The organism is Paludibaculum fermentans, assembly GCF_015277775.1.
Taxonomy (GTDB): Bacteria; Acidobacteriota; Terriglobia; order Bryobacterales; family Bryobacteraceae; genus Paludibaculum; species Paludibaculum fermentans.
Window position 1 is genome coordinate 132,192 of record NZ_CP063849.1, and the last position, 26,104, is coordinate 158,295.

The 26,104-nt window shown below is 62.6% G+C and carries 25 protein-coding genes; 13 read left to right on the forward strand and 12 right to left on the reverse strand.

What is annotated here, in order from left to right:
- Positions 1-27: 27 nt before the first annotated feature.
- The gene (locus tag IRI77_RS00450) at positions 28-1,710 is read right to left on the reverse strand and encodes an FAD-dependent oxidoreductase (protein ID WP_194450130.1); all 1,683 of its coding nucleotides are present in this window, start codon (positions 1,708-1,710) and stop codon (positions 28-30) included.
- A gap of 57 nt (positions 1,711-1,767) precedes the next feature.
- Here IRI77_RS00450 and IRI77_RS00455 point away from each other — a divergent pair, with 57 nt between their 5' ends.
- The 3 genes from IRI77_RS00455 to IRI77_RS00465 all read left to right on the forward strand — a co-directional run bounded on the left by IRI77_RS00455 (position 1,768) and on the right by IRI77_RS00465 (position 4,735).
- Complete coding sequence (locus IRI77_RS00455) at positions 1,768-2,724, forward strand: cytidylate kinase family protein (protein ID WP_194450131.1); 957 nt, start codon at positions 1,768-1,770, stop codon at positions 2,722-2,724.
- A 6-nt stretch (positions 2,725-2,730) separates the two neighbouring features.
- On the forward strand, positions 2,731-3,276 hold the full coding sequence (gene hpt / locus IRI77_RS00460; RefSeq protein ID WP_194450132.1) for a hypoxanthine phosphoribosyltransferase: 546 nt from the start codon (positions 2,731-2,733) through the stop codon (positions 3,274-3,276).
- Positions 3,277-3,502: 226 nt separating this feature from the next.
- Positions 3,503-4,735 (forward strand): AAA family ATPase, encoded by a 1,233-nt coding sequence (locus tag IRI77_RS00465; RefSeq protein ID WP_194450133.1) that lies wholly within the window; start codon positions 3,503-3,505, stop codon positions 4,733-4,735.
- Between the two features lie 11 nt (positions 4,736-4,746).
- Here the strand turns inward: IRI77_RS00465 and IRI77_RS00470 are convergent, their stop codons facing one another.
- Complete coding sequence (locus tag IRI77_RS00470) at positions 4,747-5,601, reverse strand: class I SAM-dependent methyltransferase (protein ID WP_194450134.1); 855 nt, start codon at positions 5,599-5,601, stop codon at positions 4,747-4,749.
- Positions 5,602-5,711: 110 nt separating this feature from the next.
- Between IRI77_RS00470 and IRI77_RS00475 the strand changes: the two genes are divergently transcribed.
- The 7 genes from IRI77_RS00475 to IRI77_RS00505 all read left to right on the forward strand — a co-directional run bounded on the left by IRI77_RS00475 (position 5,712) and on the right by IRI77_RS00505 (position 12,580).
- Positions 5,712-6,611, forward strand: a complete 900-nt coding sequence (locus IRI77_RS00475; protein WP_194450135.1) for a bestrophin family protein — start codon at positions 5,712-5,714, stop codon at positions 6,609-6,611.
- An 81-nt stretch (positions 6,612-6,692) separates the two neighbouring features.
- The gene (locus tag IRI77_RS00480) at positions 6,693-7,658 is read left to right on the forward strand and encodes a hypothetical protein (protein WP_194450136.1); all 966 of its coding nucleotides are present in this window, start codon (positions 6,693-6,695) and stop codon (positions 7,656-7,658) included.
- A 513-nt stretch (positions 7,659-8,171) separates the two neighbouring features.
- The gene (locus IRI77_RS00485) at positions 8,172-8,900 is read left to right on the forward strand and encodes a response regulator transcription factor (RefSeq protein WP_194450137.1); all 729 of its coding nucleotides are present in this window, start codon (positions 8,172-8,174) and stop codon (positions 8,898-8,900) included.
- Entirely contained in the window at positions 8,897-10,258 is a 1,362-nt protein-coding gene (locus IRI77_RS00490) for a sensor histidine kinase (protein ID WP_194450138.1), read from the forward strand. Before IRI77_RS00485 ends, IRI77_RS00490 begins: the two co-directional genes overlap by 4 nt.
- Positions 10,259-10,424: 166 nt before the next feature.
- Positions 10,425-10,919, forward strand: a complete 495-nt coding sequence (locus IRI77_RS00495) for a hypothetical protein (RefSeq protein WP_194450139.1) — start codon at positions 10,425-10,427, stop codon at positions 10,917-10,919.
- Between the two features lie 108 nt (positions 10,920-11,027).
- Positions 11,028-12,182: a serine hydrolase domain-containing protein gene (locus tag IRI77_RS00500; RefSeq protein WP_194450140.1), complete on the forward strand. Its 1,155-nt coding sequence runs from the start codon at positions 11,028-11,030 to the stop codon at positions 12,180-12,182.
- Entirely contained in the window at positions 12,179-12,580 is a 402-nt protein-coding gene (locus tag IRI77_RS00505) for a hypothetical protein (protein WP_194450141.1), read from the forward strand. The genes IRI77_RS00500 and IRI77_RS00505 overlap by 4 nt, the downstream gene beginning before the upstream one ends.
- A gap of 59 nt (positions 12,581-12,639) precedes the next feature.
- Here IRI77_RS00505 and IRI77_RS00510 read toward each other — a convergent pair whose 3' ends face one another.
- Positions 12,640-13,164 carry an SRPBCC family protein gene (locus IRI77_RS00510; protein WP_194450142.1) on the reverse strand — a complete coding sequence of 175 codons (525 nt, stop codon included), beginning with the start codon at positions 13,162-13,164 and terminating at the stop codon, positions 12,640-12,642.
- A gap of 641 nt (positions 13,165-13,805) precedes the next feature.
- Here IRI77_RS00510 and IRI77_RS00515 point away from each other — a divergent pair.
- Positions 13,806-14,495: a hypothetical protein gene (locus tag IRI77_RS00515; RefSeq protein WP_194450143.1), complete on the forward strand. Its 690-nt coding sequence runs from the start codon at positions 13,806-13,808 to the stop codon at positions 14,493-14,495.
- Positions 14,496-14,508: 13 nt separating this feature from the next.
- On the opposite strand, the gene IRI77_RS00520 is transcribed toward IRI77_RS00515, so the two are convergent.
- The 5 genes from IRI77_RS00520 to IRI77_RS00540 all read right to left on the reverse strand — a co-directional run bounded on the left by IRI77_RS00520 (position 14,509) and on the right by IRI77_RS00540 (position 20,238).
- Positions 14,509-14,889, reverse strand: coding sequence for a VOC family protein (locus IRI77_RS00520; protein WP_194450144.1), 381 nt, complete (start codon positions 14,887-14,889; stop codon positions 14,509-14,511).
- Positions 14,890-14,901: 12 nt separating this feature from the next.
- Positions 14,902-15,741, reverse strand: coding sequence for a helix-turn-helix domain-containing protein (locus IRI77_RS00525; RefSeq protein ID WP_194450145.1), 840 nt, complete (start codon positions 15,739-15,741; stop codon positions 14,902-14,904).
- Positions 15,742-15,858: 117 nt separating this feature from the next.
- Complete coding sequence (locus tag IRI77_RS00530; RefSeq protein WP_228486537.1) at positions 15,859-16,839, reverse strand: zinc-dependent alcohol dehydrogenase family protein; 981 nt, start codon at positions 16,837-16,839, stop codon at positions 15,859-15,861.
- 4 nt (positions 16,840-16,843) lie between these two features.
- On the reverse strand, positions 16,844-19,660 hold the full coding sequence (locus IRI77_RS00535; protein WP_194450147.1) for a serine/threonine-protein kinase: 2,817 nt from the start codon (positions 19,658-19,660) through the stop codon (positions 16,844-16,846).
- Complete coding sequence (locus IRI77_RS00540) at positions 19,657-20,238, reverse strand: sigma-70 family RNA polymerase sigma factor (protein WP_194450148.1); 582 nt, start codon at positions 20,236-20,238, stop codon at positions 19,657-19,659. Before IRI77_RS00540 ends, IRI77_RS00535 begins: the two co-directional genes overlap by 4 nt.
- Before the next feature lie 219 nt (positions 20,239-20,457).
- Here IRI77_RS00540 and IRI77_RS00545 point away from each other — a divergent pair, with 219 nt between their 5' ends.
- Positions 20,458-22,752: a metallophosphoesterase family protein gene (locus IRI77_RS00545; RefSeq protein ID WP_194450149.1), complete on the forward strand. Its 2,295-nt coding sequence runs from the start codon at positions 20,458-20,460 to the stop codon at positions 22,750-22,752.
- A 91-nt stretch (positions 22,753-22,843) separates the two neighbouring features.
- On the opposite strand, the gene IRI77_RS00550 is transcribed toward IRI77_RS00545, so the two are convergent.
- The 3 genes from IRI77_RS00550 to IRI77_RS00560 all read right to left on the reverse strand — a co-directional run bounded on the left by IRI77_RS00550 (position 22,844) and on the right by IRI77_RS00560 (position 24,234).
- Entirely contained in the window at positions 22,844-23,374 is a 531-nt protein-coding gene (locus IRI77_RS00550; protein ID WP_194450150.1) for a hypothetical protein, read from the reverse strand.
- Between the two features lie 73 nt (positions 23,375-23,447).
- Positions 23,448-23,789: an ArsR/SmtB family transcription factor gene (locus IRI77_RS00555; protein WP_194450151.1), complete on the reverse strand. Its 342-nt coding sequence runs from the start codon at positions 23,787-23,789 to the stop codon at positions 23,448-23,450.
- On the reverse strand, positions 23,770-24,234 hold the full coding sequence (locus IRI77_RS00560; protein WP_194450152.1) for an SRPBCC family protein: 465 nt from the start codon (positions 24,232-24,234) through the stop codon (positions 23,770-23,772). The genes IRI77_RS00555 and IRI77_RS00560 overlap by 20 nt, the downstream gene beginning before the upstream one ends.
- Before the next feature lie 155 nt (positions 24,235-24,389).
- On the opposite strand from IRI77_RS00560, the gene IRI77_RS00565 reads away from it, so the two are divergent.
- Complete coding sequence (locus tag IRI77_RS00565) at positions 24,390-25,151, forward strand: class I SAM-dependent methyltransferase (RefSeq protein ID WP_194450153.1); 762 nt, start codon at positions 24,390-24,392, stop codon at positions 25,149-25,151.
- A 115-nt stretch (positions 25,152-25,266) separates the two neighbouring features.
- Here IRI77_RS00565 and IRI77_RS00570 read toward each other — a convergent pair whose 3' ends face one another.
- Positions 25,267-26,079, reverse strand: coding sequence for a hypothetical protein (locus tag IRI77_RS00570; protein ID WP_194450154.1), 813 nt, complete (start codon positions 26,077-26,079; stop codon positions 25,267-25,269).
- Between the last annotated feature and the right edge of the window lie 25 nt (positions 26,080-26,104).

Genomic DNA, 26,104 nt, shown 5'->3' on the forward strand with positions numbered 1-26,104 from the left:
CCGGCCTGGGCTCCTGACGGGCTATGTCTATCTCGGTTTCAGTCGCGGCCACTCGATCTCGATGCCTTGGGCTACGAGTTTCGCCTGGAACTCCTGGAGACGCTTCTGGTCGTTCCTCACCTGGCGGGCCGCGAGTTTCTCCTTGAGGCAGTGGGCGGCAAGGGCTCCGGCGCTTTCGCCGATGTTCCATTCGACGGGATGCAGGCGGTAGCAGCCGTTGGTGATGTGCGTGACCCCAAGGTTCTTGGAGGCGGGCAGCAGGTTCTCGATGCGCTTGGGAATCAGGGCGCCAAGCGGGATCTGGAAGGGCAGGGAACTGACGTCGATGTAGTTGTCGGCTCCGCTGGATGGGTGGAGGTCGATGCGATAGCTGCCGACGCCGACGGAGTCGGGGAAGACTTCTGCGGTGACCTCGGATGCTGGTTTGCCGGTCACCTTCACTCGTGCGTCGGTGCCGACGTGGTGTTCGAGGACGGTGAACTCCGCCTGGATGCGGCGCGATTCGCGGATGTAGGGGTACTTGGCGAGACCGTCTTCCGTGCCGGTGATGTCGGGCCGCAGGTAGAGGCCGGGCCAACCGGCGCCGCCATCGGGCCGCGGGGCTTCGGTCTGCATCCAGTAGACAAGGGAGAGGCTCAACTGCTTGCCGCGCGCCAGATGGTGCTGCGCTTCCTGTTCGGTGCCGCCGTAGAGATTGCCGAGCCAGTAGTCGTTCTGAGGCCAGTTGACGAGGGTGACGTCGCTCTGGCAGAAGCCCGGCCGGAAATTGGCTTTGTTCACGATGCGGCGGTAGAGCCACAGATTGAGGCCGCCCTGCTTCGACTGCAGGGTGGGATCGAAGAAGACGTCGCGGCGTTTCAGGGTGATGGGATCCGCCATCGACCACGACAGCAGCTTGTCGGGCCAGGCGGGCGTCAGCTTGGGGAAGTAGTCGCGCCAGAACGCGTACTCCGAGGGCTTGTCGATGAGGCGGCTGGAGCCCGGGTCGTGGCCCAGCGAGAAACAAACGGTGAAGGCCTGGTGGTTGTTGGGCTGGGCCTGGTCGGGCGCGTGAAGTTCCCCGGTCTGCTTCTTCGATTCGAAGCCCATGACGAACTCGGTTTTTGTGAGGGGCAGCAGTTCGCCGGTCTCGGTGGCGTCGATGAAGTAAGGCGCCTGGATGACCTTGCGTGCTCCGTGACCTTCGACAGTGACGGAGAGGACGCGGTCGCCGGAGGCTTCGGCGGCGACGGGCCGGTTCTCCAGGAGAATGACCAGCAGGCCCGCGCTGACGTAGGGGGCGAGCATGGCTTCCAGGACAGCGAGTGAGACCTTGGGTTCGTGGGTGATGACGGAGACGCTGCCGCCCCCGGGATTCAGCTTATTGTTCTGGCGGGCCTCGGCGGTGAGGGGATAGTGGTCGCGATAGTACTGGCGGACGCCGGTTCGATAGTCGCGATAGGCCTGCGTGCCGCCAAAGCCTTCGATCCAGGGGTGTTCATCGGGCGGGACACTTTGGGATGTGAGCTGGCCGCCGATCCAGTCGGTCTCCTCCGTAAGCACGACACGAAAACCGTTGCGGCAGGCCGCCAGTGCGGCCGCGCAGCCACCCGTGCCTCCGCCGATAATGGCGATGTCGCAGCGGATTTCGCGGCCGGCCGTCCAAGCCGCGGAGCTCAGTACACTCAAGGTAGAAAATGTTTTAATGAAGGATCTTCTGGATTGCTGCATGATCGATTCGTACCTACGCTATCATGAGCATGAGATCGGGGCTGACTCACTCTATCCATGGCGGTCGTGACTGTTTCCGGCGAGCCTGGTTGCAGGACGCGTGAAGTCGCACAACTGGCCGCTCAGCGGCTGGCGTTCACACACCTGAGCGCGCAGCGCGTCGACTCGCTGCTAGCCGAGGAGTTTGGCCCAATCATCGAATCCAACAGCAAAGCCTGGCCTGATATGGCGGCGTCGATCCTGCTGCGCCTGGGGACGGAATCGCACCTCGTGATTGGCGTGGATGGGGCGGAACTGATGTTCCGCAACTTTCCGGCGCTGCTGCGCGTACGGGTGGTTGCGCCCGAGAACCGGCGGATCGGGAACCTGATGCTGGACGATCGACTGGATCGTGCGACGGCGCGGGTTCAACTCCGGGCGCGTGAGAGTGAGTTGCGGGCGACCCGCAAGGCCCGTTTTGGACGCGCGACGGCGGCGCCGGAGACGTTCGACCTGACGTTGAATGCCGGGTCGCTGGACGCTTCGCACATGGCTGCATTGATCGAGGCGGCCGTGCGTGCGCGCGAACTGACCGTGCACGGCTTCCTCTCTCACGCGGCGGAGGCGCAGCTCCAGTTTCAGATCCGGCTGCGGCTGGCGAAGCACGGCATTCAGCCGCAGGCGCGCGCCAGCTTGAAGAACGTCCAGTTCGGCCATCCGAGCGAGGAGATCTTCGCCAACCTGCTGGACTTCTACCGCATCGCCTGGGAGTACGAGCCGCGCAGTTTCCCCATTGCCTGGGATGTCAGCGGGCGTGTGCTGGAGAGCTTCACCCCTGATTTTTTTCTGCCAGAGTCCGATATGTATGTAGAGCTCACGACGATGAAACAGTCGCTGGTCACACGCAAGAACCGCAAGATCCGGCTGCTGCGTGAGATCTATCCGCATATCAACATTCAAGTTTTTTACCAGAAGGATCTACAGGATCTGGTGCTGAAGTATGGCATCATCCCGGAGATCGCCGAGTCGAAATAGCTACCTATGCGCACTCCCGCCATGCCGATGATTGACAGGGTCCTCTTCTCAGAGGACCAGATCCGCGAACGCATCCAGGAGGTAGCCGCACAGATCTCCCAAAAGTACGAGAACGGCAACCTTCGAATGGTCGGGGTGCTGAAGGGCTCAGTGTTCTTTCTGACGGCGCTGGCCCGGGCCTTGACGATCCCGGTGAAGGTGGACTTCCTGGCGATCTCCTCGTTCTCGAACCACTCGAGTGCGCCGGGGGTGGTGCGGATTGCGAAGGATCTGGACGACTCGATTGAGGGAGAAGACGTCCTGCTGGTGGAAGACATTGTGGATACCGGTTTCACTGCGCGCTACCTGTTGCAGAACCTGGCCGGCCGAGGGCCAAACTCCATCGCGTTATGCACGATGCTGGACCGGAGTGCGCGCCGGATCGTGCCGCTGCAGATCGACTTCCGGTGCTTCGAGATCCCCGATCGATTTGTCATCGGGTACGGCCTGGACTACAAGCAGCTTTACCGGAACCTCAACTTCATCGCGGTGCTCAAGCCCGACCGCGCCTAATCTTTCCTGGATTTAGCCTTTTTAATCAACGGGTTGACGGAGAATTGCTCAAGCGTTGAGTTCGATATGGACGGCCGATGGCTCTATTGGGGAAGTACCAAAGGTTCTGGTACCTAGGTTCACCTGAGTTTGGGACCATTCCGCTATTTCGACATGCGGATTAGCATGGCTCAATGAATACAGGTCAGTGTATTCGCCGCCGGCACGTGCCGGACTGGAGGGCGCCTTGGATTCAGATCAAGCCATCATTATCAGCCGAGAGACCGCGTGCGTTGGCGAGATTCGCCTCGCGTTGAAAGCGTTCAATCCGTTTCTGACGGTCACGGAGATCGACCCTTCGCAGCAGATGGAGCAACTCGCCGCCATACTCGATGCCGGGGAGCCGCTGGTCATTTTCATCCAGGCCGACGACCCGGAGGCGGCTGAATACTGTGCCGGCGAGATCCGCAAGGCGGGCCGCCAGAACCGAACCATTGCGGCGTATCGTCAAATCGACAATACTTCGTTTCTCGCCCTGCGCCGGCAAGGCGTGCAAGAGTGCGTCCAACTGCCGAATGACCGGGACCGGTTGCAGGAGATTCTCCGAACCTTCTCCTCGGAGTGCCAGGGTGTGCCGGCAGCGGTTGAGCACCGAACCGCGGCGGCTTCAGGACGGTTTCTGAGTTTCGTCCCGGCGAAGCCAGGGGCGGGCACCTCGACGGCCGCTGCCCATTTCGCCCACTATGCCGCCGAGTTGATTGGCGCCCGCGTGGCGCTGGTGGACCTGGACATGAACTGCGGTGTGCAGGGCTTGATGGCGCGGTCAGAGAAGAACGCCTCCATGATTCAGGCTGCGCAGTACGCGGGCCGCATGGAAGACTCCATCTGGGACAGGTTAACCACGCATGCGGGGCTGGTGGATGTTCTGCCGGCCACGCACCGCTCGCTGAATACGCGCATCGAAGCGGCCCGTTTCGACAGCCTGTTGTCGTACCTGCAGGGCCGTTATCCGCTGGTGATCTTCGATCATTCGGGCAACCTGGAACGGTACTCCGTCACCGTGCTGGAGCGCTCCGCCCAGATCTTCAGTATCTGTGCGCCCGACCTTTCCACGGTGCATCAGGCACGACGGAGCATGGAGTTGTTTGAGGATCTGCGCCTGAGATCGAAGGTGAGCATCGTCATGACGCGGGATACCGCGGCGACAGGCTTGAGCCGGCAGACGGTCCTGTCCATGCTGGGCACTCAGCCCATCGCCAGTTTGCCGAATGCGTTTTCGAGCCTCCAGACGGCCCTGATCGCGGGCGGCCTGGCGGGTCGCAATTCTCCCTATGGCCGCGCGGTGCGAGCGTTTACCAGCCAGGTTCTGGCGGACCAGCGGGTGGCCGTCCCGGTTGCAGGGGCCAGCCGCCCGGACTCATGGAGCGGCTTCCGGTCTGCTTTCTCCCGGTTGAAGTCCAGCGCGGTAGCAGTTCGCTAAGACCGCTTTCGCTAGAGCCAGGCGCCGGCGATCCGGCCTAGACCGCCCCGCAGGCGAAATTCGTCCACACGGTTCAGGAAGTAGCGCTCGTTCAACTCATCGCGGCCCAGATCCTCGATGCGTTCAAAGCCAAGCAGTCGGAGACGCCGGGCAAGAGTCTCCGGCTCGAAAAAGAGCTGGAACGGTTCGCCGGCGGCCGCGACGCGTTTGGCCAGGGCATCCAACGCCAGTTTCTCCATTAGGTTTAGGGCGGAGCGCGCGACGGCGTAGTCGAAGGCAATTCCTGAGCCGTGCGGAAGCGACGCGATGAACTCGAGTGTGGACGTGAAGGCTTCGTCCGTGAGGTAAGGGACCACGCCGAGACAGGCGAAAAAGGCTGGCGCTTCCGTCTGGAAGCCTGCCGCCCGCAGTCCGGACGCGAGCGTCTGGTGCTCGAAATCCATTGGGACGAAGGTCGCCGTGTCCGGTACCAGGATGCCTGCCGTTGTCAGTAACTCCCGCTTCCACTGTTGGGTAGAAGGGAAGTCGACCTCGTAGACGCGCAGGCCGGCTGAAGCGTACGGGTTGCGGCAGGCGAAAGTGTCGAGCCCGGCGCCCAGTAGAACGTACTGCCGGACTCCGGCTTCAACGGCGCGAGCCAATTCATCCTCCGCGTAACGGCTGCGGGCCGCCAGGAAGGCGCGCAGGGTCCGGCCGGCGAGCTGGTCCTTCCTCGTTCGTTCCTCAGCAACCCAAGGCGCGCCCTCAGGGCCCAGGATGGCCAGGGCGAGCGGATCGGAGAAGACCGGCGGGTCTTCCAGAATCTGATGAGCCGCGCGGCGGACGGCTACCCGCAGCGCTGTGCGGCTGGGTTTAGCTTCCAGCATGGTGGCCTCGGTGCATGGAGACTCTTTCAGTCTACCCGCAGGCTGGGGGCGGGCAGCGAGGAGGGGCGTTGTCAGGGGCGCGGTCCACACGCGAGAATTGAACAACCCACATGATTCACTACGATCCACACAAGTGGCTGGACCATTTCTTCGATGTGCGCGGAACGCTGGTGAAGGAGATTGGGATCCGCGTTGGAGTCTGCGTCATTTGGGCCTCGGGAGTGGTCTACTTCCACAAGGCTTACCAGCCGGTGGATATCCCCATCACCCTGCACTCCCTGGTGGGAGTCGCGCTCGGCCTGCTGCTGGTCTTCCGCACGAACGCTTCCTACGACCGGTATTGGGAGGGACGGCGGCTGTGGGGCGGCATCGTGAACGAGACCCGGAACCTGGTGCGCGGGGCGTCGGTGCATCTGGGCGGACATCCGCGGCTGCTGCAGGAGCTGGCGCGGTGGACTGCCTTGTTTCCCTGGGCGACGATGAACTCACTGCGTGACGAGTTCGACATCGGACCGCTGGAGTCTGACCTGACACCCGAGGAGATCTCCGGCATCCGCACGGCGCAGCACAGGGCTCTATATGTTGCGCAGCGCATGAGCATGCTGGTGGCGGAGATGAAAACCAGGGGGCTGGTCACTGACATCGTGTACGTCGCGTTGGATCAGAATATTCAACTGTTGGTCGACTATCTGGGCGGCTGCGAGCGGATCAGGAAGACGCCCTTGCCGTTCGCCTATGTCGTCCACCTGCGGCGAGCCCTGGTGGTTTACTGCTTCACGCTACCCTTCGCCCTGGTCGGGACCTTCGGCTGGTTCACCCTATTGGATGTCCTGCTGATCTCCTACACCTTCTTCGGCATTGAGGAGATTGGCGTTGAGATCGAAGGACCCTTCGGCGACGATGCCAACGACCTGCCGATGCGGGAGATCTGCGAGACCATCCACAGGAACCTTTACTCAATGTCCGGCACGAGAAAGCTGGAGCGGGACAAGCTGCCGGAAGGGCTCTAGCGTCCACTGGACCCGGCTGCCGCCCGGCGTGCTATCCTGCGGCCAACGGCTGGGAACAGGGGCACCGGGGGACAATACACGATGCCGAGCCAAGTGGTGGATCTCGATATTTCGAGCGCCAAGTCGTACATGAGTTCCATGGGGGTCTTGCGGCAGGCAATCACCCTGGGCCGTGAGAAGTCGCCCGGCCTGATTCTGATCCTGCGTGTCCAACTTCTGTATGGCGGACGAGTGACGCTGTATATGAAGGTCCTCAACCTTTACATCATCGCGTTCGGAACGAATCCGGTGTTCGCGCTGGCTGACGCTACGGAAGACGTGCCCGCGACGCTGCGCACCTCCGGGGCCGTGCCGAAGGAGGTGAAGATCCAGAAGCTGGCGTTAGGTTCGGACCACGGCGCCCTGGGCACGGAGGGTGCTGAGTTCGGCCTGGGCGACCTGGCGCAATGCTCGTCCCTGGCCCTGTTCGACGGCTCACAGAGCTTCAGCATGATCCGCAAGCCGCTCTCGCTGCTGGTCTGCCTGCTGGCGGAAGGCGCGCGTTTCCTGGAAGTGCAGAACTCGTTCGCAGGGGTTTCCAGGAAGACTGGAGAGTACTGGGCGCGGCCTCAGCCGAATGAGGGCCTGTACGCGTCGATGAGCGTCGGCAACGGCCAGACCAGCACCGACAACATCAGTATCAGCGGCGTGGTCTGGGTCTGGCAGAAGGCATCGAGGCTGCGGCGGTATGCCACGGCGGCTGGGGTTGGTCCGGAAGGCGGCAAGCGGCTGGCCGCTCAACTGAACGGACTCATCGCCGAGATCACAGCGCTGCTGAGCGTGAGTGAAGGGAAAGTCGAGCGGGAAACGGTGTTGCTTCGCATTGCCGAATCTCCTTCCCGGCTTGGGCCAGGCGCTTCGCCGGTAGCAGCCAAACTGCTTGAAGCGAAGCAACTCGCGGGACGCTTCGGCGCCACGACAAAGGAGCAGATCTCCGATATTCTGCTTCTCTTCGCGGATGAGATGGTGATGAAGGCGACGCAGGGTCTGCTGGTGACCGCGATCTAGGCGCTCCACCTTGGATCCCTGACAATACTTTACGTTCGGCTGACATTTCCAGTCCTTCGAAGCGGGCGGCCCACGGCATGCTGAGGGTGAGAGTGGCTCATCGTGAGCGAAGGAGGCCATGGATGTGCAGCACGAGTGTTTTCACTGCGGGGTGGAAGCTGGTCCTGTGCGCATTGGCAGGCAGCGCCCTGCTGGCGGGACAGACCTTCATTGTCCGCGTCGCGCCGCGCGGGCCAGTGGTGACCCGAATCGTCGCCGTACCGGTCGTGCGTCCAGTGTGGATTCCCAGATGTCGGGTAGTTCCACCGCCCCCGCGAGCGGTGTGGGTGGCTCCAGGTTGGGGCTACGCACCGGTGCGCCGTCCACGCGTAGTCATTTCAGGATCCTGGTGAAGCTGGAGCGCTCAGGTTGCAGGCTGATTTCACCGGATGGGAAGATCAAGGGAGCCGCGGCGAGTATCCGCTGTGCGGTGAGCGCCGGGCGCTCGCGAAATCCCCCAATGCGCAGGAACGGATGCCAAGCATAGCTCGTCCAGCGATTCTGGTCATCGACGATGACGTGGAAATGACGGAGATGCTGGGGGAGTATCTCGAACCCGAGGGCTTCGTGATTGAGGTGTGCCACGATGGCGATACGGGCCTGAAACTGGCGCTGCAGCCGCAGTGGCAACTCATCGTGCTGGATGTGATGCTGCCGAGGCTGAACGGCTTCGAAGTCCTGCGCCGCCTGCGCGAATCGTCCCCGGTCCCGGTGATCATGCTCACCGCGCGTGGAGACGCAATCGATCGTGTAGTGGGCCTGCAGAGCGGGGCGGATGACTACCTGCCCAAGCCCTTTGATCCGCAGGAATTCGTGGCGAGGGTAAAGGCGATTCTGCGCCGGACCGCGCCTTCGCTGTTGCGTCAACCGGAGAACGAGGAAGTCGTGGTGCTAGCCGATGTCACCTTGGACAGCCGCGCCCGGACAGTGCGGCGCAGTGGTGCCCATGTTGAACTGACCTCCGTCGAGTTCGCGCTGCTGCGCGCATTCCTGAGGGCAGCCGGCCGGGTCCTCACGCGCGAGGAGTTGTTCCGCGAGGTGCTCGACCGGGCGTTCTCCGTCTTCGATCGCAGTATCGACAACCATGTCAGCAGCCTGCGGAAGAAGTTGGGGCCGCGTCCCGACGGACGAGAGCGGATCCGGTCTATCCGCAATGCGGGCTATATCTACCCAAGTGACGAATCGGGCCCGGCGGGCGCATGAAGAGCCTGTTCCTCAGAATCTTCCTGTGGTTCTGCGGCGGAACCCTGATGCTGCTGCTGGTGGTGGGTGCAGGATTTCTGATGGATGCTCCAGGCGCCGCGGCGGCTCCCTGGTGGCGGCTGGGGCAGGGGGCGATTGTCTCCGCCGGCCGGGTGGGTGTCGAAGCGTATGAGCGCGGCGGGCGGCAGGAACTGGATCGATTCCTGGAGTCGCTGGCCCGCGATACCGGAATGCGCGGGACGTTGTACGACGATTCCGGGCAGGGGTTGAGCGGCGGTGTGATTGCTCCGGCGGGCAAGCAATTGTCTGATGCGCTTTCCGGGCCCGAGGAACAGTTGACGGTGTTGCCTGTGCGCGGCGTGGCCGGTGTGCGGTTGCGCGGGGCGAAGGGCAGGAGCTACGGATTTGCGGTGATCATGCCCAGGCGCGAGCGCGCGGGCGGCTGGTCGCGGACCTTTCTATTTACCTTCCTGCTCACCAGCGGATTGCTGTGCTTCCTGCTGGCGCGGCATCTCACTGCGCCGGTCGCGCACCTGCGCGCCGTCACTTCGCGATTTTCGAACGGGGACCTGGGTGCGCGCGTCACCCAGCCCGAACTGCTGGGGCGCAAGGATGAGGTGGGCGGTCTGGCGCGCGACTTCAATGAGATGGCGGCCCGCATCGAGACCCTGCTGAATGCGCAGAAGAGGCTGATTGCCGATGTGTCGCACGAGTTGCGATCGCCGCTGACACGCTTGAGCCTCGCCCTGGGGTTGATCCGCCGCAGGGGCGACACCGTCTCGCCCACCTCAATGGCGCGGATGGAACGCGAAGTGCACCGGCTGAATCACCTCATCGGGCAACTGCTGACGCTCTCTCGCCTGGAGGCTCTCGATCAACCCCCGCCTAAGGAAAGCATTGATCTGGCCGCGCTGGTGCAGGAGATCGCCATCGACGCAGGCTTCGAGACGACCAGCAGCGATCGAGGCGTCCGCCTGGTGGAGTGTGCGGCGTGTACGTTGACTGGCGCGCGCGATCTTCTGCGGAGCGCCATCGAGAATGTCGTCCGCAACGCCTTGAAGTACACAAGTCCGGGCACGGTGGTACAGATCCGGTTGGCCCGCCCGAGTGGCGCGAACCTGGCCACCATCCTCGTGGAAGACGAAGGGCCCGGGGTCCCTCCCAACGAACTGGCGCGCATCTTCGAGCCGTTCTACCGGGTGGAGCAGGCGCGGGAACGCCAGACTGGCGGGGCGGGCCTGGGTCTGGCGATTGCGCGGCACGTCGTGGGGATGCACGGTGGTTCCGTTACGGCGAAGAATCGCGAATCCGGAGGCTTGGCTCTAGTGATTGCCCTTCCCGTCCAACCGCTCTTTTAGCGGTCAGGGAAGCTTCCCCCACTCGGCTGGACCAAAGACAAATCTTTACAGGGCCGGGACATTTCCAACACGAACGCGGGCCGGTTCCACGCCAAGATGAGCGTGTGGAGCCGAGAGAGACTCCATGAGCAAGCTGCAAGAAGGAATGAGAACAATGAAAAACAAAATGGCAGTTAGCAACATGATCCTGGCCGCGGCCGCAATGAGTGCGCTCTTTTCGCTCGATGCCTCGGCCCAGTCGGCTCGTACGACCAGAACGCGGACCGCCGGCCACTACTCACGCAATAGCGTGGTGACTGGCGCGAACGGCAAGTCGGCGAGCTACAACCGCACTGCAAACTGGGGCAATGGTGCCTACGAGGGGAGCCGCTCGGCGACCGGCTTCAACGGCAAGACCGCGACGGCCAACACGACGGCATCGGTGGCGGCGGGCAGCGCCTCACGCACTACAACCGCCACCGGGCCCAACGGCCGGAGCGCCACTTATCAGAACAACGCTGCCTGGGGCAACGGCGCCTACTCCGATACCAAGAGCATTACCGGCGCCAACGGGAAATCGGCAACGTCCACGGTACAACGCCAGGATGGGAGCGTGACGAAGACTGTTACGGGACCCAACGGGCAGACCTGGACCGCAAGCCGCACACGGACGCAGAACTGACCCTCGAACCTGGCGCACGCGGCGGCGGGGTGAATGACTCTTGGACTTTTCGAGGTCGCGTCGCTTCGCCGCAACGCCCACCTGACTCTCTAACGGAGTGAATCAGTGATGAAATCAACAAAAACCATATCTGCGTTCGGTGCTTACGCGGTTTTGTTCTCTGCTTTCGCAATGCCGGCGTGCGCCCAGACCTACGACTTTGCCCGATTGGACCGGTTGCTCCGGCGTGCCGCCGCCAACCTGCCCAGCGGCCTGGAGGTCTCGATCGTCCAGAACGGCCAGGAGATTTACAGGAAGCAGTTTGGCCGTTGGCGCCGCGATCGTCAGGGTCCGATTGCCTCTTCCACGAAGTGGCTCTCAGGCGCGGTGATCCTGTCTCTGGTGGATGACGGCACGCTGTCGCTGGATGACAAGGCAAACCAGTATCTGCCCTACCTGACCGGTGAGAAGTCGGCTATCACGATCAGGCAGTTGATGAGCCATACATCGGGATTCGGAGGCGAATTCCCGCTGGTAAACCGCTGCCTCGGCGACGCATCCTCCACTCTGGATGAGTGCGCACAGGCATTGGCCAAAGCGCCCTTGCAGATTCCGCCGGGCACCGGCTTCATTTACTCCGGAGCTGGCATGCAGGTAGCGGGCAGGGTAGCGGAGGTGGCGTCGGGCAAAGATTGGCAGACGCTCTTCCATGAGCGCATCGGCGGCCCCCTGGGCCTGCAGGCCACTGACTATGAGTACAAGGGGCCGACGCAGAATCCGCGCATTTCCGGCGGAGGCCGGTCCACCGCCAGCGACTACATGAAGTTCCTGCGGATGGTAGCGGGGTGGGGCCTCTTTGAAGGCCGGCGGGTTCTGTCCGCCGAGGCGGTGGATGCGATGCTGAGCGACCAGACCCGCGGCGTGCCCATCGTCGAATCACCCTTTCAGCGGGCCGCCGCCTATGATCCGAAGGCTGCCGCAAACCGGTATGGCATCGGCAACTGGCTGGAGGACCTGGATGAGCATGGCCAGACCACGTGGAACAGCAGCCCTGGCGTGACCGGTTGGACTCCCTTCATCGACCGGAGCCGCGATCTCCAGGTGGTTGTAGCCACTGAGAGCTTCAGGGGATTTCTGCCTTACTACTTCCAGATGAAGGAGATTCTGAAGGACATGATGCCACAGAGTGGGTCCGCATCGGCGGGACCCAACCAAGCCGGAACGATGCGGCCCATCGCCGGCGCAGTGCATGCAAAGGACGTAGTGCAAGGAGGCAAACGATGAGTTCAAAATTGGCGGCCACGATGATGATGAGCTTGCTTGCCCTGTGTGCCGGAGCATTGCCAGCACAGCAGGAGCCCACGGCCCAGCAGGAGAAACGGGAGCGAGCTCAGGAACGCCTGCAGCAGATCAAAGACAGGTTGAAACTGACGCCCGAACAGTCCGAGCAGGTACGCCCCATCGTGACAGAGGAGTTCCAGCGGTTGAAGGAGATTCGGGACAAGCACAGCGGCGATTCAAACCGCCGGGGCAAGATGAAGATGGCTCGTGAGATGCGGGATGTGCAATCGGACGCTGACAGCAAGCTGAGCAAGGTGCTGTCGAAAACACAGATGGACGAACTGAAGAAGATGCGGGCAGAGTGGAGGCAGCAGATGCGCGACCGCGCCGGCAAGCAATGACGACGGGGCTGGGCAGTGGCCCCAGCCCAGTTTCCAGCATGGGGCGAAGCGCCGCCGGGCTACTTCTCGGCGGCCGCTTTCAGATTGACCAGGCCGGTTTCAAAGTCACCACCGACCAGTTTGTCCATGCTGACAAAGATGGTCACCACCTTGGTCACGTAAGGCTGCGGACCCGACATGCTCCAGGTGACGCTAGTTGCGCCGCCTTTGTTCATCAGGTCGAACTCTGCGAGATTCTTCGACTCCAACGGCTGGGTAAACTCCAACTGGATGCTGACTTTGGAGCTGGGCACAACATCCAGAACCTCCATTCGCCCGCTGCCGGCCTTCCGGTTGCCATCCCATTGGTAGACCGCGCCCTTGCCTCTTTCCGCGCCACTGAGGGTGCGCTTCATGGCCGGATCCAGCTTTTCATAGGGCGACCAGGCGGGCCACTGGTGGAAGTCTTCCAGAAATGGAATGATCTTCTCAGGCGGCGCCTGAATGGTGATCGTGCGCTCGACGCGGAACGTGTCCGGGCGTGTGGTGGCAAACAGGAGAATTCCAGCGATGGCGACCGCCAATGCGATGAGTATCGTCTTCATGTGCTCCCCAGTTCAGTAGCGTGCGAATTCGATCTGGCGCCGCCGCATGGTTTGAGCGGGCCAAAGTGTGTACGACGCACTCTATCACACAGGCAAGAAGGCAAATTGTAAACTGACCAGGAACCCCCGGCGGTGGCGCCGCGTCCCAAGCGCGTATGCGCATTCTCCTCCCTACTATTTGTGTATGTATTGCCTTCGGATTGCCGTCCTGGTCCCAAAAAATTTCCTTTGGAATTGTGGGCGGAACCAATATAACCAACAGCTTTCCTCCATTCGAGTCCACTTATACCGGCGACAGTTTTGGGAATCCGCCCAGTCTCTTCCAGCACTTGACCGGACCCAGAACCTTTATTCTGGGCGCCGCCGTGGAGGGCCGGATCTGGCGTGACTTCTCGCTTGAAGTTGACGTGCTGCACCGGCCGATGAAAGCAGTCGTGATTTCCACGGAGTTCCTGCCTGACGGCACGACCAGGGTCTCTCGGCTCGACCAGACCGCGGTCCGGGCTTGGGAGTTCCCTGTCTTGTTGAAATACTCATTGCCCGCATCCAGGTTTTCTGGAGGGCTCCGGCCTTTTGTCGAGGTGGGGCCCTCTTTCCGGACACAGGAGGAAGTCGCGGGAACCGAACCCTCCCAAATTGGCTTGTCCGTGGGGGCGGGCGTCGCCTACCATTGGCGCCGGCTCAAGGTTGCACCGGCACTCCGCTACACGCGGTGGGCTCGCGAGTCGATCTACCCGCGCTATGCCACCAAGCCGGATCAGTTGGAGTTTCTGACCAGTGTTGCGTACGAAACGGATTCGGGTTCTCGGAGTGTCGGCAGCAGGCGGCTGGAGATCGGAGCCGTGGCGGGGTACCCGCTAACACAAGGGTTTCGGGAAATGCCGTTCGTGGTGCGGCCGATCACGGAACGCACAAGATACCTGGTTGGTATCAGTACGCAGGTGAACCTGACCCGGCGGCTTGCGGTTGAGATGGATGGGATCTACAAGCCGCTGCGGTCAGGAGAAGGCGCCTCTGATCCATGGCGGTTTATGGTGATTACCTGGCAAGTTCCCGTGCTCGCGAAATACAGAATGACAACGTCGAAGTGGGCTCCGGTTGTGGAAGGCGGGCCGTCGTTCCGGCTGGCCGGGAATCTCAATGGGTACAACCCGTCGCACTATGGCATCACCATGGGCGCAGGTGCGGAAACGCGCACACATGGTCTGCGCCTCTCGCCGGCCGTGCGTTACACCCGCTGGGCGGTGGATGTGTCGCCTGACTCCGGCCGTCCCACAAGTCAACGAACGAACCAGAACGCGGTCGAACTCGTCTTCGGTATTTCCTTCTGATTCGCGTGGCCGGCTATTTGACGGGCGCTCCGATCCACCAGGTAATCCCGCAAGGATCCACTACCCCGGCGTTCCTGTGTCCGTATGGTTTGTCCTCGGGCGCGCTTTGCGATGTGGCGCCGGCCGCGAGCGCCTTGGCATACACCTCGTCCACATCCGGCACCCACAGGTAGAGCGAGGCGGCGAGCGCTTTCCACTGTTCGCTGGCCTGCCCCAGCATGACCAGCGAGTCGCCGATATGCACTTCGGCGTGCATCACCGTATTGTCTTCGTTGCGAGTGCAGTCCTTTTCCACGGCGCCGAACGCAGCCGCGAGGAACTTCAGCTCAGCATCCGCGTCTGGCACCACGAGGTAGGGTGTGACGGTTCGATATGTTCCCAGATTGTCTGCCATGGCCCAATAGTCTCACGCGGATTTGATGGTGGATTGTAGAAATTTGACGTGGTTGCGGAATTCCGTCCGGCCCGCATGATACCCGGTCGGCGTGATGCCGGCGAACGACCGGAAATCGTGGATGAAGTGTGCCTGGTCGAAGTAGCCGCAATCGACCGCGATGCGGGTCCATTCCACCCGATGACCTTGCTCCGCCAGAGCCAGGGCACTCTGAAAGCGTAGGATCCGGCAGTAGTGCTTGGGCGACACGCCAACCGCGGTCTTGAAGCGTTCGATGAAGCGCTTGGGGCTGAGCCCGACTTGGCCGGTTAGGTGCGCGATACTGGCTGTCCGCGGGTTCCGCGCCAGGCTGGCCACTGCGAAATCCACCGCCGCGTGAAGACTTTCCGGTCTCCATTGTTCGAGGAGGGCCCGCTGCATGGCATCGATCTTCGCCTCCGGTCCTGTGGCCTCCAGTAACTGTTCGCGAAGCTCCCTGGCCCGCGCGCCCCAGGCGAACTCGAGAGGCAGGTCGACATCGCAAAGCTCATGCGCGGGCATGCGGAAGAAGGGCAGGGTGCCGCCGGGCCGGAAGGTGACGCCCAGAACGCACTGCTGCTCCAAGGTGTCAATGATCGAGAATCGTGACTGCACGCCTGCCAGCACCGTGCCAGAGGTCGTAACTACCCGGAGTTCCTCCCCGTCCAGCAGGTAGCCGCGCGTCTGATCCTCCGCCAGGTTCACGATCAGCTGCGCGCAGCCGTTGGGCAGAACCCGTTCCAGGGTGTGCGGGCGCAGCTCGCTCTCGCAGTACCAGATGGCCGCGATCGAGGCATCGAGCGGAGGTGGCGGGACACGTTGGACGAAGGTCATGACTCAGGGACGAAGCGGAGCCCCTCAGCTCCTCTAGCGCCCAGTGTAGCGCCCCAAGCCAGTATCAGATGACGGAGAGGCGAGCAATGTCCAACTCCCTGCATCGGAACAGCCCCGTCAAATACTGATCACGACTTTGCCCCTGGCGTGGCCGCTCTCCGCCAATTGATGCGCCGCTTCCACACTCTCCAGCGAGAACTCAGTGGCATCGACTAATGGCGTCAGCTTTCCGGCGTCGGCGAGCCTGGCCGCCTCCTGCAGGATCTCCCCATGATGCGCGCGTCCTTTACCTGTGAGCAGCGGCATGAGCGTGAAGACGCCCGAATACGTAGCCGCCCGGAATGAGAGCGGAGCCAGTGAGTGTGTGCCCCAACCCAGGCAACTGACGACTCGGCCCGTGTACGATTTGACAGCCACGAACGAAGCGTCCAGGGTTGCGCCCCCGACTGTGTCATACACCACATCGAAGCCACGGCCGCCGGTGCATCGATCCACATATGCTGCGACTGCTTCAGCCCTGTAGTCGATTGGAGACGCGCCATAACCCTCAACAATCGCGTTCTTTCCTGGCGACACGGTGGCATAAACATCCGCGCCATAAGCACAGGCAAGTTGTACGGCCATGTGACCGACACCGCCAGCCCCGGCGTGAATCAGTACCTGCTCGCCGCCCTGGATACGGGCTCGATCGACGAGCCCCTCCCAGGCGGTAATGAATCCCAGCGGGATGGCGGCTGCTTCGCGCATGCTCAGCCGCGATGGCTTCCGCGCGAGCAAATCCGCATCCACGACGGCGTATTCCGCCAGCGATCCCGGCACGCCGCCGACACCGCCAGTGAGGCCATATACTTCATCGCCCTCGCGGAATGCCGTCACGCCGGCACCAGCGGCTTCCACAGTGCCCGCCAGATCGAGTCCGAGTATGGCCGGAAGAACCGCTTTGGCATGGCCGGCTGCTCCAGCCTTGATCTTCAGGTCGAGCGGGTTTACTCCGCTGGCGCCCACCCGCACCAGGACCTGTCCTGGTCCAGTGACGGGTTTCGGTATTTCGGTTAACCGCAGGGGGGATCCAAACTGCTCGAGAATCAACGCTCTCAATTGGTCAGTCCTTCGCAAACAGTGATCGCGGCCCTCGCTGCAGCCGCGCAAGCATTTGATGCTCGACATGGACGGATGGACCCGCCGAGTTGATGACTGGCCCGTGCTCTGCCAGCAATTGGCGGATTCTCGACCGGCCCCGGTCGTCCAGCGTTGGAACTTCGCTGAGGCCCGCCGCCAGCCAGATCCCGGCCTGGGCGGTCCTCGGGTGGGCGGGTCCGTAGGAAGCCCGCGTGGCTGTGTAGGCCTGCTCCAGCAGGGGCACGGCGCTCGCGGCGGAGTTCCGCTTCAGCAAGCCAATCGCCAATTGAAGGCGTGCCCGTGCGGTCTCCGGATGGCCGGCTGGATAGGCGGTCCCCAGGGTGGCCAGGGCATCCTGCAGCAACTCCTCGGCGCCCGCATATTCGCCGCGTTGATTGAGGACATCGGCCCTCGAGATCTCTGACTCGGCGAACAGAGCGTTCTTCCGGCCATAACGCTTCTCACGAATCCGGCTGGCGTCGTTGAACAGCTCCGCCGCGGCGTTGAGGTTGCCGTTCGCCATTTGGATCTCTCCGCAAATCATGGCCGCGACACCGGCATTTGGATGGTCTGCTCCTTCGCCTCGAATGCGGTTTTCCCGGGAATGCTCGCAGAGGGGGAGGGCTTGGGCCGCGTGGCCCGAGGCCAGCAGCGCCAGCGCATAGGTCTCGGCGCCGAAGGACGTATCGGGATGCGCTTCTCCGAGCAGTTTGCTCTGCATCTCGAAGCCTTGCTTGGAGAGTGCGAGAGCCTCCTGGAATTTGCCGGTGGACAACAGGATCTTGGCCAGCACAATCCGCCGGTAGGCCATGCCTGGAGTTCCGTCGCCCATGGCTCGCAGCACCAGCGCGTATGCCTGCCGCGCGTGGAGCTCCGCTTCCTGGAACCGCCCCAGCATCCCCAGCACATAGGCGAGGTTCCCCTCAAACATGGCCAGGTCCCGGCCTTCGGGTGAGACCTGTTTGCGGATCTCATAGGCGTCCCGGGCCAGTTGCTCCGCCTTCACGTAGTCGCCACGCAGCAGCAGAACGGACTTCAGGTTATTCATCGCCAGCGCGGTCTCCGCGTTCACCCGGCCATGCAATTGAATGGACAGAGCGAGGGCCCGCCGGCCGAACTCCTCGGCCTCCGCCAGACGGTTCCCTGCGCTCAGGCTGCCCGCAAGCGCGGAGTAGTCGGCGATCAAATCGGGGCTTTTCTCTCCCCCTGCCGCCAGATGCAACCTGGCCGCCTCCCGATAGTATTTCTCGCAGTCCTGGAAGTTGCCCAGCTCAAAGGACAGCTCACCCAGGCTGGAAAGAGTGGAGGCGGCCGCCTCATTGTCGATCCCCAACTTGTTTCGCAGCGTGAGGGCTTTGGCCAGAATATCGCGCGCCTGCTGGAACAGGCCCAGATTGCTGTAGATGGATCCGATGGTGGCGTACAGCCGAGCCTGGACAGCCGGATTCTCCTTCAGTTGTGAATCGATGCGCCCCACGCCCTTGTCGAGCAGGTCGCGTGCCGTGATCTTGTCGGCGCCGCCATGATCCGGGTCGCTGGCATCGAAGAGGCCGACCATGAAGTCCGTCACCTGCCTCGCCGTGGCCGCCTCTGTGCGCGCACGGCGCGCAAGAACGGCCATGCTGGCTCCGAAACCCACGATCACCAGGACGAACACCGCGGCCGCGCCCACCCAGGCGCGATTCCTGCGGACGAACTTGCGGGTGCGGTAGCGCCAGGAGACAGGCCGGGCCCGCACGGGAAACCCGCCCAGGTATCGCTCCAGGTCGTCGGCAAATTCGCTGGCGGAGGGATAGCGGTGCGGAGGCTCCTTCTCCAGTGCCTTTTGTGCGATGCGGTCGAGATCGGCCTCCACAGCCAGCCGCGCCGGCGCCTGCTGGCAGATGGCCCGTTCCAGCTCGCCCAGCGGCAGGTCTTCGGCCCGGAACGGCCTGCGCCCAGCCAGCAGCTCATAGAGAATGACGCCCAGTTGGTAGACGTCGGTCGCCGTGCTCACGGGCCGTCCCACGAGTTGCTCCGGGCTCGCATACTCCGGAGTCATCATCCGTGTCGTCTCAACCGTCAGTTGCGGCCCGGACGCGCCGGAGTCCAACTGCAGGAGCTTGGCGATCCCGAAATCCAGCAGCTTCGGCACACCCTGCGGCGTGACCAGGATATTCCCTGGCTTCAGATCGCGATGGACCACCAGATTCTGGTGAGCATACTGGACGGCCCGTGCGATCTCGACCAGCAGCTTCAGCCGCTGGGGCGTGTCGAGTTTGTGCTCGTCGCAATAGGTATCGAGCGGCTGCCCGTCCACGAACTCCAGCACAACGTAGGGCAACCCGACTTCTGTGGTGCCGCCGTCCAGTAGTCGAGCCACATTAGGATGATCCAGGTTGGCCAGAATCTGCCGCTCCGCCCGGAAACGCGGCAGCAGATCGCGGGTGAGCAGCCCGGCGGCTACGAGCTTGATCGCGACCTTCTTCTCATACTGGTCGTCGGCCCGCACGGCCTCGTAGACGATGCCCATGCCCCCGCGCCCTACCACGCGCGTGATCTGATAGTGGCCAATGCGGTCGCCCGGCGCCGGAAGACTGGCCGAAGCGTGTTCATCGGCGGCATCCGCGATCGCGGATGCGATGACGTTCTCCTCGTTGAGCGCGGAGCGGACCAGGGCCTCCACCCGGGCGCGCAGATCCGGCCTCTCCCGGCAGGCGGCGTCCAGGTAGATCGCGCGCGGCTCCGGCGGCAGCTCCACGGCCTGGTTGAATATCTCCTGCAGCAGCGTCCAGTCGGCCGCGGTCAGAACGGTCTTCACGGCCGGGGTTCCGGAGTAAGAACTGTCTGCAGCCAGGCCTTGGCGAGACGCAGGTCGCGGTGCAGGGTGGCCGGTGAAATCTCCATCGCAGCCGCTGCCTCTTCGTAGGTCAACCCGCCAAAATATACCAATTCGACGATCTGGGCTTTCCGCTCATCCTGGCGGGCGAGCTGTGAGAGCGCCTCATCGAGCTCAAGGATTCCAATGGCGGCCGCCGGATCGGCCACCTGAATCGGCTTCAGCGGGTCGTCCAGGGAAATCCATTCGGCTCCGCCGCCGCGCTTCTCGCGTCTCCGAGCCTTGGCGTGATCCACCAGGATGCGGCGCATCATGCAGGCCGCCAGCCGGAAGAAGTGCGTCCGTCCATCCCATTCGATCTCCGCCTGGAACAGCCGGATATAGGACTCGTGCAGCAGCGCCGTGGCGGATAAAGTGTGATCCGGCCGCTCGTGCCGCATCATTGCGCCGGCAACGGCATGCAGACGGTCGTAGATCAACGGAATCAGCCTGTCGGTGGCTGCGGCATCCCCTTGCTGCGAGGCCCTTAGAAGCTGTGTGAGTGCAATGTCATCGCTCATTTGTGGCAGCCCCTCACCGAATTGTTGTCAAGCGTACCACGAACAAGCGGCAAATTTGTTTCTCTGGCCGTGAGGGTATCCGGGCGTTCCTGTCGCCGGACGGTGTGAGGCGCCGCAGGGCGCGAATTACCAGGAGGATGTATGAAACCTAAAGAACAAACATCAGGAAACAAAGGGCGAATACGTGCTGCGCTGGCCGCGGCTGTCTTGGGTGGCGTGATGCTGCAAACGGCTGCGAATGCGCAGCAGAAGACCGATGTCACTTTCGCCTTCACGGCGGATACCCACATCTCCTACAACGGCACGAACGACGACACGGCCCTGCTGGGTATCGCCACGGACTCAACCAGTCCGGATCTCGCCCTATTCATGGCCCTGCGTCAGAACGAGACCATGGTGAGCCTGGCCACTCCCTACACCAGCTACAACGGCTGTACCCTGAGCGGATCGTGGTCTCAACCGAGGTATAAAACCCTGTGCAATCAGATTCAGCTCGTCAGAAAGCTGAATGCCCTCACCAGTTCGGCCGTCGCGCCGGGTGGCGGAACCACCTACCGGAATGCGTGGCCGGCCACCACCTGGACCCAGAACGGGAAGAGCCGCCGCTTTGCCAGTGCCGGGCGGTCGTTCTCCTCACTCCAGGGGCTCATTGTCGGCGGAGATCTCACCGACTGCGCCGGCGGCTCCATCGGCGAATGCGATCCGAAGTACGATGGCGCCCGCCACGGCCAGACCTACGCTTTCCAGGCGCTTTTTGATCGCTCGGCCGGCAGCGACTATCGCAGCAAGATCGCCACGGCGTCGTTTCTGCGAGGCCTGCGGCAGATCAGCGACGACATCCCACTGCACTACGCCCTGTACCCGGAACTGGGGAACCACGACCTGAGCCACTTCGACATCAACGACGGTTCCAGCAAACTGGTGGACTATGTGAAGTCCTGGAACCCCGATGCGTCGGGTGATCACAAAGTCACCAACCGTGACTCCGACTCCGGCGCCTACTCGATGGACTGGGGCAATCTGCACGTGATCGTGGCCGGAGTCTCTCCGGGTGCCTCCGGGCACGAGTACCGGTATAGCGACTCGAGCATGGAATGGTTCAAGAAGGACCTCGCCACCTACGCCTACGACGGCCGCCCTGTCGTCATCGCCCAGCATTTCGGTTTCGACACCGCCTGGTCGCTGACCAGTGAATTCTGGCAGGAATCCGATCGCATAGAAGGATTCATCGGACTCTGGCCGGCCATCAAGGACTACAACGTGATCGGGTTCTTCACCGGCCACGACCACAGCGTTGGCAAGCCATACCAGTTTCCCGACTGGAACACGTTTCCCAACTCGATGGGCTACGATGTGTTCCGTCCCGGCGCCGGCTACTCCCAGCAGTTTGCAGCGATTCGTGTGACCGATCACAGCCTGGATGTGGCGTACACGAAGCAGAAGGACTACGACTCCAGCGGCAACGTCGCCCTGGCCACCGATGCAAATGGACTATTCACTAAGAAGCTGGTGCCCGGACCGAAGCTCAGCCCGGATCTGCCCCAGTTGATCGATCCGGCCCTGCCAGCCGTCCAGGCAGCGGCGATGTCCACCTTCTCAGGGAACAACTACATCCTCACCGTGGACGCAAATCGCGGCTACAAAGTCCGCCGCGCCGATAGCCGCGGCTTCCCGGCCACTACCGTTCAGACCGGCGTCATGCCCGGATCGGTGCCGAACCTGCGCAGCTACCGCGCGGAACCGCACGGCGAAACGCGGATTCTGGCCACTACACCGCAGGGGACCGCCGCGTATCGCATGAGCGAGCCGAACGGCTTTCCGTCGACGACCAAGCTGGAGCTGCAGAAGCTGTGGGAGGTGAGTTTCATTCGAGGCGATCTTGTCATGCCCTTCGAAACCTGGAACTCGTTCTTCTACGAAAACGGAGGCAAAGAGAACAACTATCTGCTGGTGGAAGACGCGGGGTCGCCCACTGTGAGCATCTATCGTGTTGGCCAACAGGGCCCGGCCTTTGTCGCCTCGCGTACGCTCAACTCCTCGTTGATCGGCACCGTCGATGTGCCGTTTACCTATAAAGCGGCCAACGGGAAGCGCTACCCGGGTTTCCTGCGGTACGCCAAGGATCTGCAGCTCACCAACGGCACGACGCCGAACGTCGAGTTCTACGGTATCAATGACGACGACGCCAACAATCTCACCATCAGCTCACTTGGTTCCGAGCAGTGGCCCACCGGCGGCACGCCGATCCCCATCCGTATGTACGATGGCAGCACTGAGATCATAGTGAAGACCGCGTTCGCCCAGGCCTCCCTTCCGCTCTACACCAGCAGCCCCTACGTAGTGCGGGCGGTTCTCGACGATGGGACAGGCACCGACATCGCCTGGCGGGGCAGGGTAGGACTGCCCTCCAATCTCGCCGGCTTCGTCCATCTCGGGTACAGCAAGGATGGGAAAACTCAGCTGGGTGTTCTGGGAGACATCGGATTCTACGCCCGCTACTCGATGGAACCCTGATTCCTTCGTCCCCACGCACTATTCAGTGAATCGCGAATTATGCCGGGGCCGCCGCCTGCGACGCAGGTAGGCGGCTCCGGCGTTTCTCGTTCTAATCAGGCAGGCCTCGAACCCCAATGTGCTCCTTCGCCACAATGCGGCGGGCGATCTCTTTCAGATGCCCCGAATCCAGCGGAAGCCTCGGACTAGTCCAGTCCCGGACCCCGGTGAAATCCAGGATGTACCGCTCATTCCAGGCCCGCGCTCCATTAGCGGGTTGTGCCATCGGGATCTCAAGGAACCGGCCGGCTTCGTAGTAACGGGACGGCACGGGAGGGATCTGGAGATAGAACCTGAACGTGGAGGCGCCTCGCAACAGGCTCCCTTTGGGCCCGATAATATCGGCGACCGGGCCTTTCGAGTAGTAGTCCGCGATCTCGTTCAACAACTCCTCGCGCAGAGCCGGTTCGATGGCTGCGCCCGACGGGGCCGTCCAGCACGCCAGCTCGCCCGCAATGATCTCGAAGTCGATGGGACAGTCGTCGGTCTTCGCAACCGCCGACCATTCCACCGGCAAGATGAGTTCGTGACTACCGTCGGCGTAATACAGGTTCTTTCGATCCACGCGAATCGTCCGGCTCATTTCCATCCAGTGTAGCCGGAGGAGCCGAAAACACTGCAGCAGGGAAGGGCTGGGCCGGTTCCGGGCATACCTCTCAGCCGTTCTCGATGTGAGACTTCAAACGGGCCAGCGCGTCATCCCATCCACGGGCGATCTGGTCAAGGCAGCGCTGCCCTTCCGCCAACCGCTCCGGATTCATCGCCCAGACGCTCTCGCGCCCCTGGCGGCGGCCGTCCACCAGGCCCGCCGCCTCCAGCACCCGCAGGTGCTTCGTGATCCCCTGCCTGGTAATCACGAAGCGTTCGGAAAGCGCCGAAATGGAGGACGCGCCGTCGTGGGACAGCCGGTGCAGCAAGGCCAGGCGCGTGGGATCGCCCAGAGCCGCGAACAGCAACGCCGCCTCGGCCAGCCCTTGCTCAATTCGCTTCTTCGGCATACTTTTGCAGCCAGACCAACACTTCCGCCCAGCCCTGGGTGTTGTCCTTGAACGCACTGGCGCGGCGCGGCAGCGAGATGGCGTCGAAGCCGGTCTCCGACACGTTCAGCCGCGTTCCGCCTGGCTTGGGCTCCAGTGTGAAGGTGACGGTGGTCCGGTGCTCCTTCGCGTAATCCACCTTGGGATCCACGGCGCCGGGATGCCACTCCCAGACGAATCGCGAAGGCGGTACCAGTTCGACGAATTTCACCTGGAACCGCATCCCGCTGTACGCCGGATTGGTGGTGGTCATCCACACTTCGGAGCCTGCGGCGATCTCACCCTCAATGGCCACCTGGAACCAGGCGGCGAGTTCTTCTCGTGTGGTCAGCGCCCGCCAGACGCGTTCGGGCGTGGCACTGATCTCGATGGATCGATCGATCCGGCTCATTTCCGTGAATGTCATTATGCAACCTCGTGGTTGCAGAATAGCGTGGGCTCCTGGGAAAATGCAACCAGAAAGTTGCGCGACCGCCAGGGTCCGAAGGACGCCCGGCCGACTTTGATTGTTGTAAACCACGCAGTCGGAAACCAATTGAAGAGTCCGGTGTCTGAAAGGACATGGCGATCGCACTGATGCTCTTCGCGCTTCTCTCCGGCGATACTGCCTGGAGGCAATTCTCGGACTGGTTCAGTAAGGAGGGCACACCTGGAGCCCCGGCCGATGTATTGCAGGCGTACTCAAAACAATTGGAGTCGCAAGGCGTGGCCGCTGATGATGTCCGTGCCCGCGTGAAGGACGTCCAGGACTATCTCGTCGCCCATCCGCGGGAAGGACTCACCCTCCACTTCAACCGGATCTTCACTTGGAAAGCTGCTCCGTTCACCCGCGAACCCAGCGCCTTCCTCCGGCGGATATCTGCCACCAGAAAGCCCGGCCGTGCCCTGGACATTGCCATGGGGCAGGGTCGCAATTCGATCTGGCTCGCGAAGGCCGGCTGGACTGTCAGCGGCTACGACATCTCGGACGAGGCGCTGCGCCAGGCGAACGCTCTTGCCTCCGAGGTTGGCGTGAAGCTCGACACAAAACTCGCGTCGCATGACGAGTACGAACTGGGTGTCGCCCAATGGGATCTGATCGTGATGAGCTACGCCTTCACGAATCTACACGACGCGGCCTATATGAAACGTGTCCAGGATTCCTTGAAGCCAGGAGGGATGTTGTTGATTGAGGGCTTCGGCGGCGGTCCGCCCCGTGAGCCCAACCAGGTGCTCAATGCCTTCCTCACTTACCGTGTGCTGTACTTCGAAGAACTGCCGGACATCGCGGATTGGGGACAGATGAAGGCTCCGCTGATGCGGATGGCCCTGGAGAAGCCGTAGGGCAACTTGCGCACCATGACCTTTGCCATGCCCATGGCCACCCCCGCGCGGGCTGCAACTACTCATTGCCGCCCCCGCGGGGGATGAATCCGGCAAGTTCCGAGCTTCGCGCCCCTTACTTCTTCTTCTGCGGATCCAGGGTCAGGTGGTTCTTCAAGTACTCCTGCCCCTCTTTGGCGATGAAGAAGTCCATCCAGACGTAGTGCAGTTTCTTGCCGCCGGCCACTTCGGCCCCGTGATTCGAACCCAGCGGTATATGCAGGATCGAGAACTCCGTCAGGTTCGCGTTGTGCTCGTCCGCAAGCACGGTAATATCGTTGCCCTTCAGTCCGAGAAAGATCTGCTCGAGCATCGGGTGCTTGTGCCGGCCCACCGTATCGGGACCCGTCGTCTCCACCGTGCCCACCGCCATCCTGGGCACATAGTTCTCCGGCAGCAGCGTCCGGCTCACCGTCTTCGGACTCTTGATCGCCTCGCCGTAGGGTGTGCACTCGCTGAACTTCTTCACCAGCGGAGCCGCATTGTTCTGCGGGAACTTCTTCAGTTCCGCCAGATCGTCCGCGGTCAGTTCCCTCCGCACGCGCACCGCTCGCAGCACTTCGCCCTTCGCCACGTCGATCTGCCACGCCACTCCTTGCGGAGCCCGCGCGATCGTCTCACCCTGGACGTCGTACTTTGCGCTGCCCGCGTGCATCGTGCCCTTGCCCTCAAGCACCAGCCAGACCACCGCTTCCTTCGCGTGGGCGGGCTCCACATGCTGGCCCGGACCCACGATGAGCACCTGGTCCGTACTCACTCCATGGATCTCGCCCGTCAACACCGGTTTGACCTGGACCCCGGCCTTGCCCGCAGGCAGATTCCACTTCTCCAGCGGAATCCCGCTGCCGGCAGCGGCCGCCCAGGCGGATCCGGCCAGTATTGCCGCCACCCCGGCCCCGGCAAGCCATCGCCGT

Bases quoted from the DNA above. Each gene is read 5' to 3' on its own strand.
- IRI77_RS00540 (WP_194450148.1), bottom strand. From the start codon at position 20,238: ATGAGCGATGACATTGCACTCACACAGCTTCTAAGGGCCTCGCAGCAA.
- IRI77_RS00560 (WP_194450152.1), bottom strand. From the start codon at position 24,234: ATGACATTCACGGAAATGAGCCGGATCGATCGATCCATCGAGATCAGT.
- IRI77_RS00480 (WP_194450136.1), top strand. From the start codon at position 6,693: ATGCCGAGCCAAGTGGTGGATCTCGATATTTCGAGCGCCAAGTCGTAC.
- IRI77_RS00495 (WP_194450139.1), top strand. From the start codon at position 10,425: ATGGCAGTTAGCAACATGATCCTGGCCGCGGCCGCAATGAGTGCGCTC.
- IRI77_RS00550 (WP_194450150.1), bottom strand. From the start codon at position 23,374: ATGAGCCGGACGATTCGCGTGGATCGAAAGAACCTGTATTACGCCGAC.
- IRI77_RS00475 (WP_194450135.1), top strand. From the start codon at position 5,712: ATGATTCACTACGATCCACACAAGTGGCTGGACCATTTCTTCGATGTG.
- IRI77_RS00455 (WP_194450131.1), top strand. From the start codon at position 1,768: ATGGCGGTCGTGACTGTTTCCGGCGAGCCTGGTTGCAGGACGCGTGAA.
- IRI77_RS00490 (WP_194450138.1), top strand. From the start codon at position 8,897: ATGAAGAGCCTGTTCCTCAGAATCTTCCTGTGGTTCTGCGGCGGAACC.
- hpt (WP_194450132.1), top strand. From the start codon at position 2,731: ATGCGCACTCCCGCCATGCCGATGATTGACAGGGTCCTCTTCTCAGAG.
- IRI77_RS00470 (WP_194450134.1), bottom strand. From the start codon at position 5,601: ATGCTGGAAGCTAAACCCAGCCGCACAGCGCTGCGGGTAGCCGTCCGC.
- IRI77_RS00555 (WP_194450151.1), bottom strand. From the start codon at position 23,789: ATGCCGAAGAAGCGAATTGAGCAAGGGCTGGCCGAGGCGGCGTTGCTG.
- IRI77_RS00450 (WP_194450130.1), bottom strand. From the start codon at position 1,710: ATGCAGCAATCCAGAAGATCCTTCATTAAAACATTTTCTACCTTGAGT.
- IRI77_RS00525 (WP_194450145.1), bottom strand. From the start codon at position 15,741: ATGACCTTCGTCCAACGTGTCCCGCCACCTCCGCTCGATGCCTCGATC.
- IRI77_RS00545 (WP_194450149.1), top strand. From the start codon at position 20,458: ATGCTGCAAACGGCTGCGAATGCGCAGCAGAAGACCGATGTCACTTTC.
- IRI77_RS00500 (WP_194450140.1), top strand. From the start codon at position 11,028: ATGAAATCAACAAAAACCATATCTGCGTTCGGTGCTTACGCGGTTTTG.
- IRI77_RS00485 (WP_194450137.1), top strand. From the start codon at position 8,172: ATGCCAAGCATAGCTCGTCCAGCGATTCTGGTCATCGACGATGACGTG.
- IRI77_RS00510 (WP_194450142.1), bottom strand. From the start codon at position 13,164: ATGAAGACGATACTCATCGCATTGGCGGTCGCCATCGCTGGAATTCTC.
- IRI77_RS00520 (WP_194450144.1), bottom strand. From the start codon at position 14,889: ATGGCAGACAATCTGGGAACATATCGAACCGTCACACCCTACCTCGTG.
- IRI77_RS00565 (WP_194450153.1), top strand. From the start codon at position 24,390: ATGGCGATCGCACTGATGCTCTTCGCGCTTCTCTCCGGCGATACTGCC.
- IRI77_RS00505 (WP_194450141.1), top strand. From the start codon at position 12,179: ATGAGTTCAAAATTGGCGGCCACGATGATGATGAGCTTGCTTGCCCTG.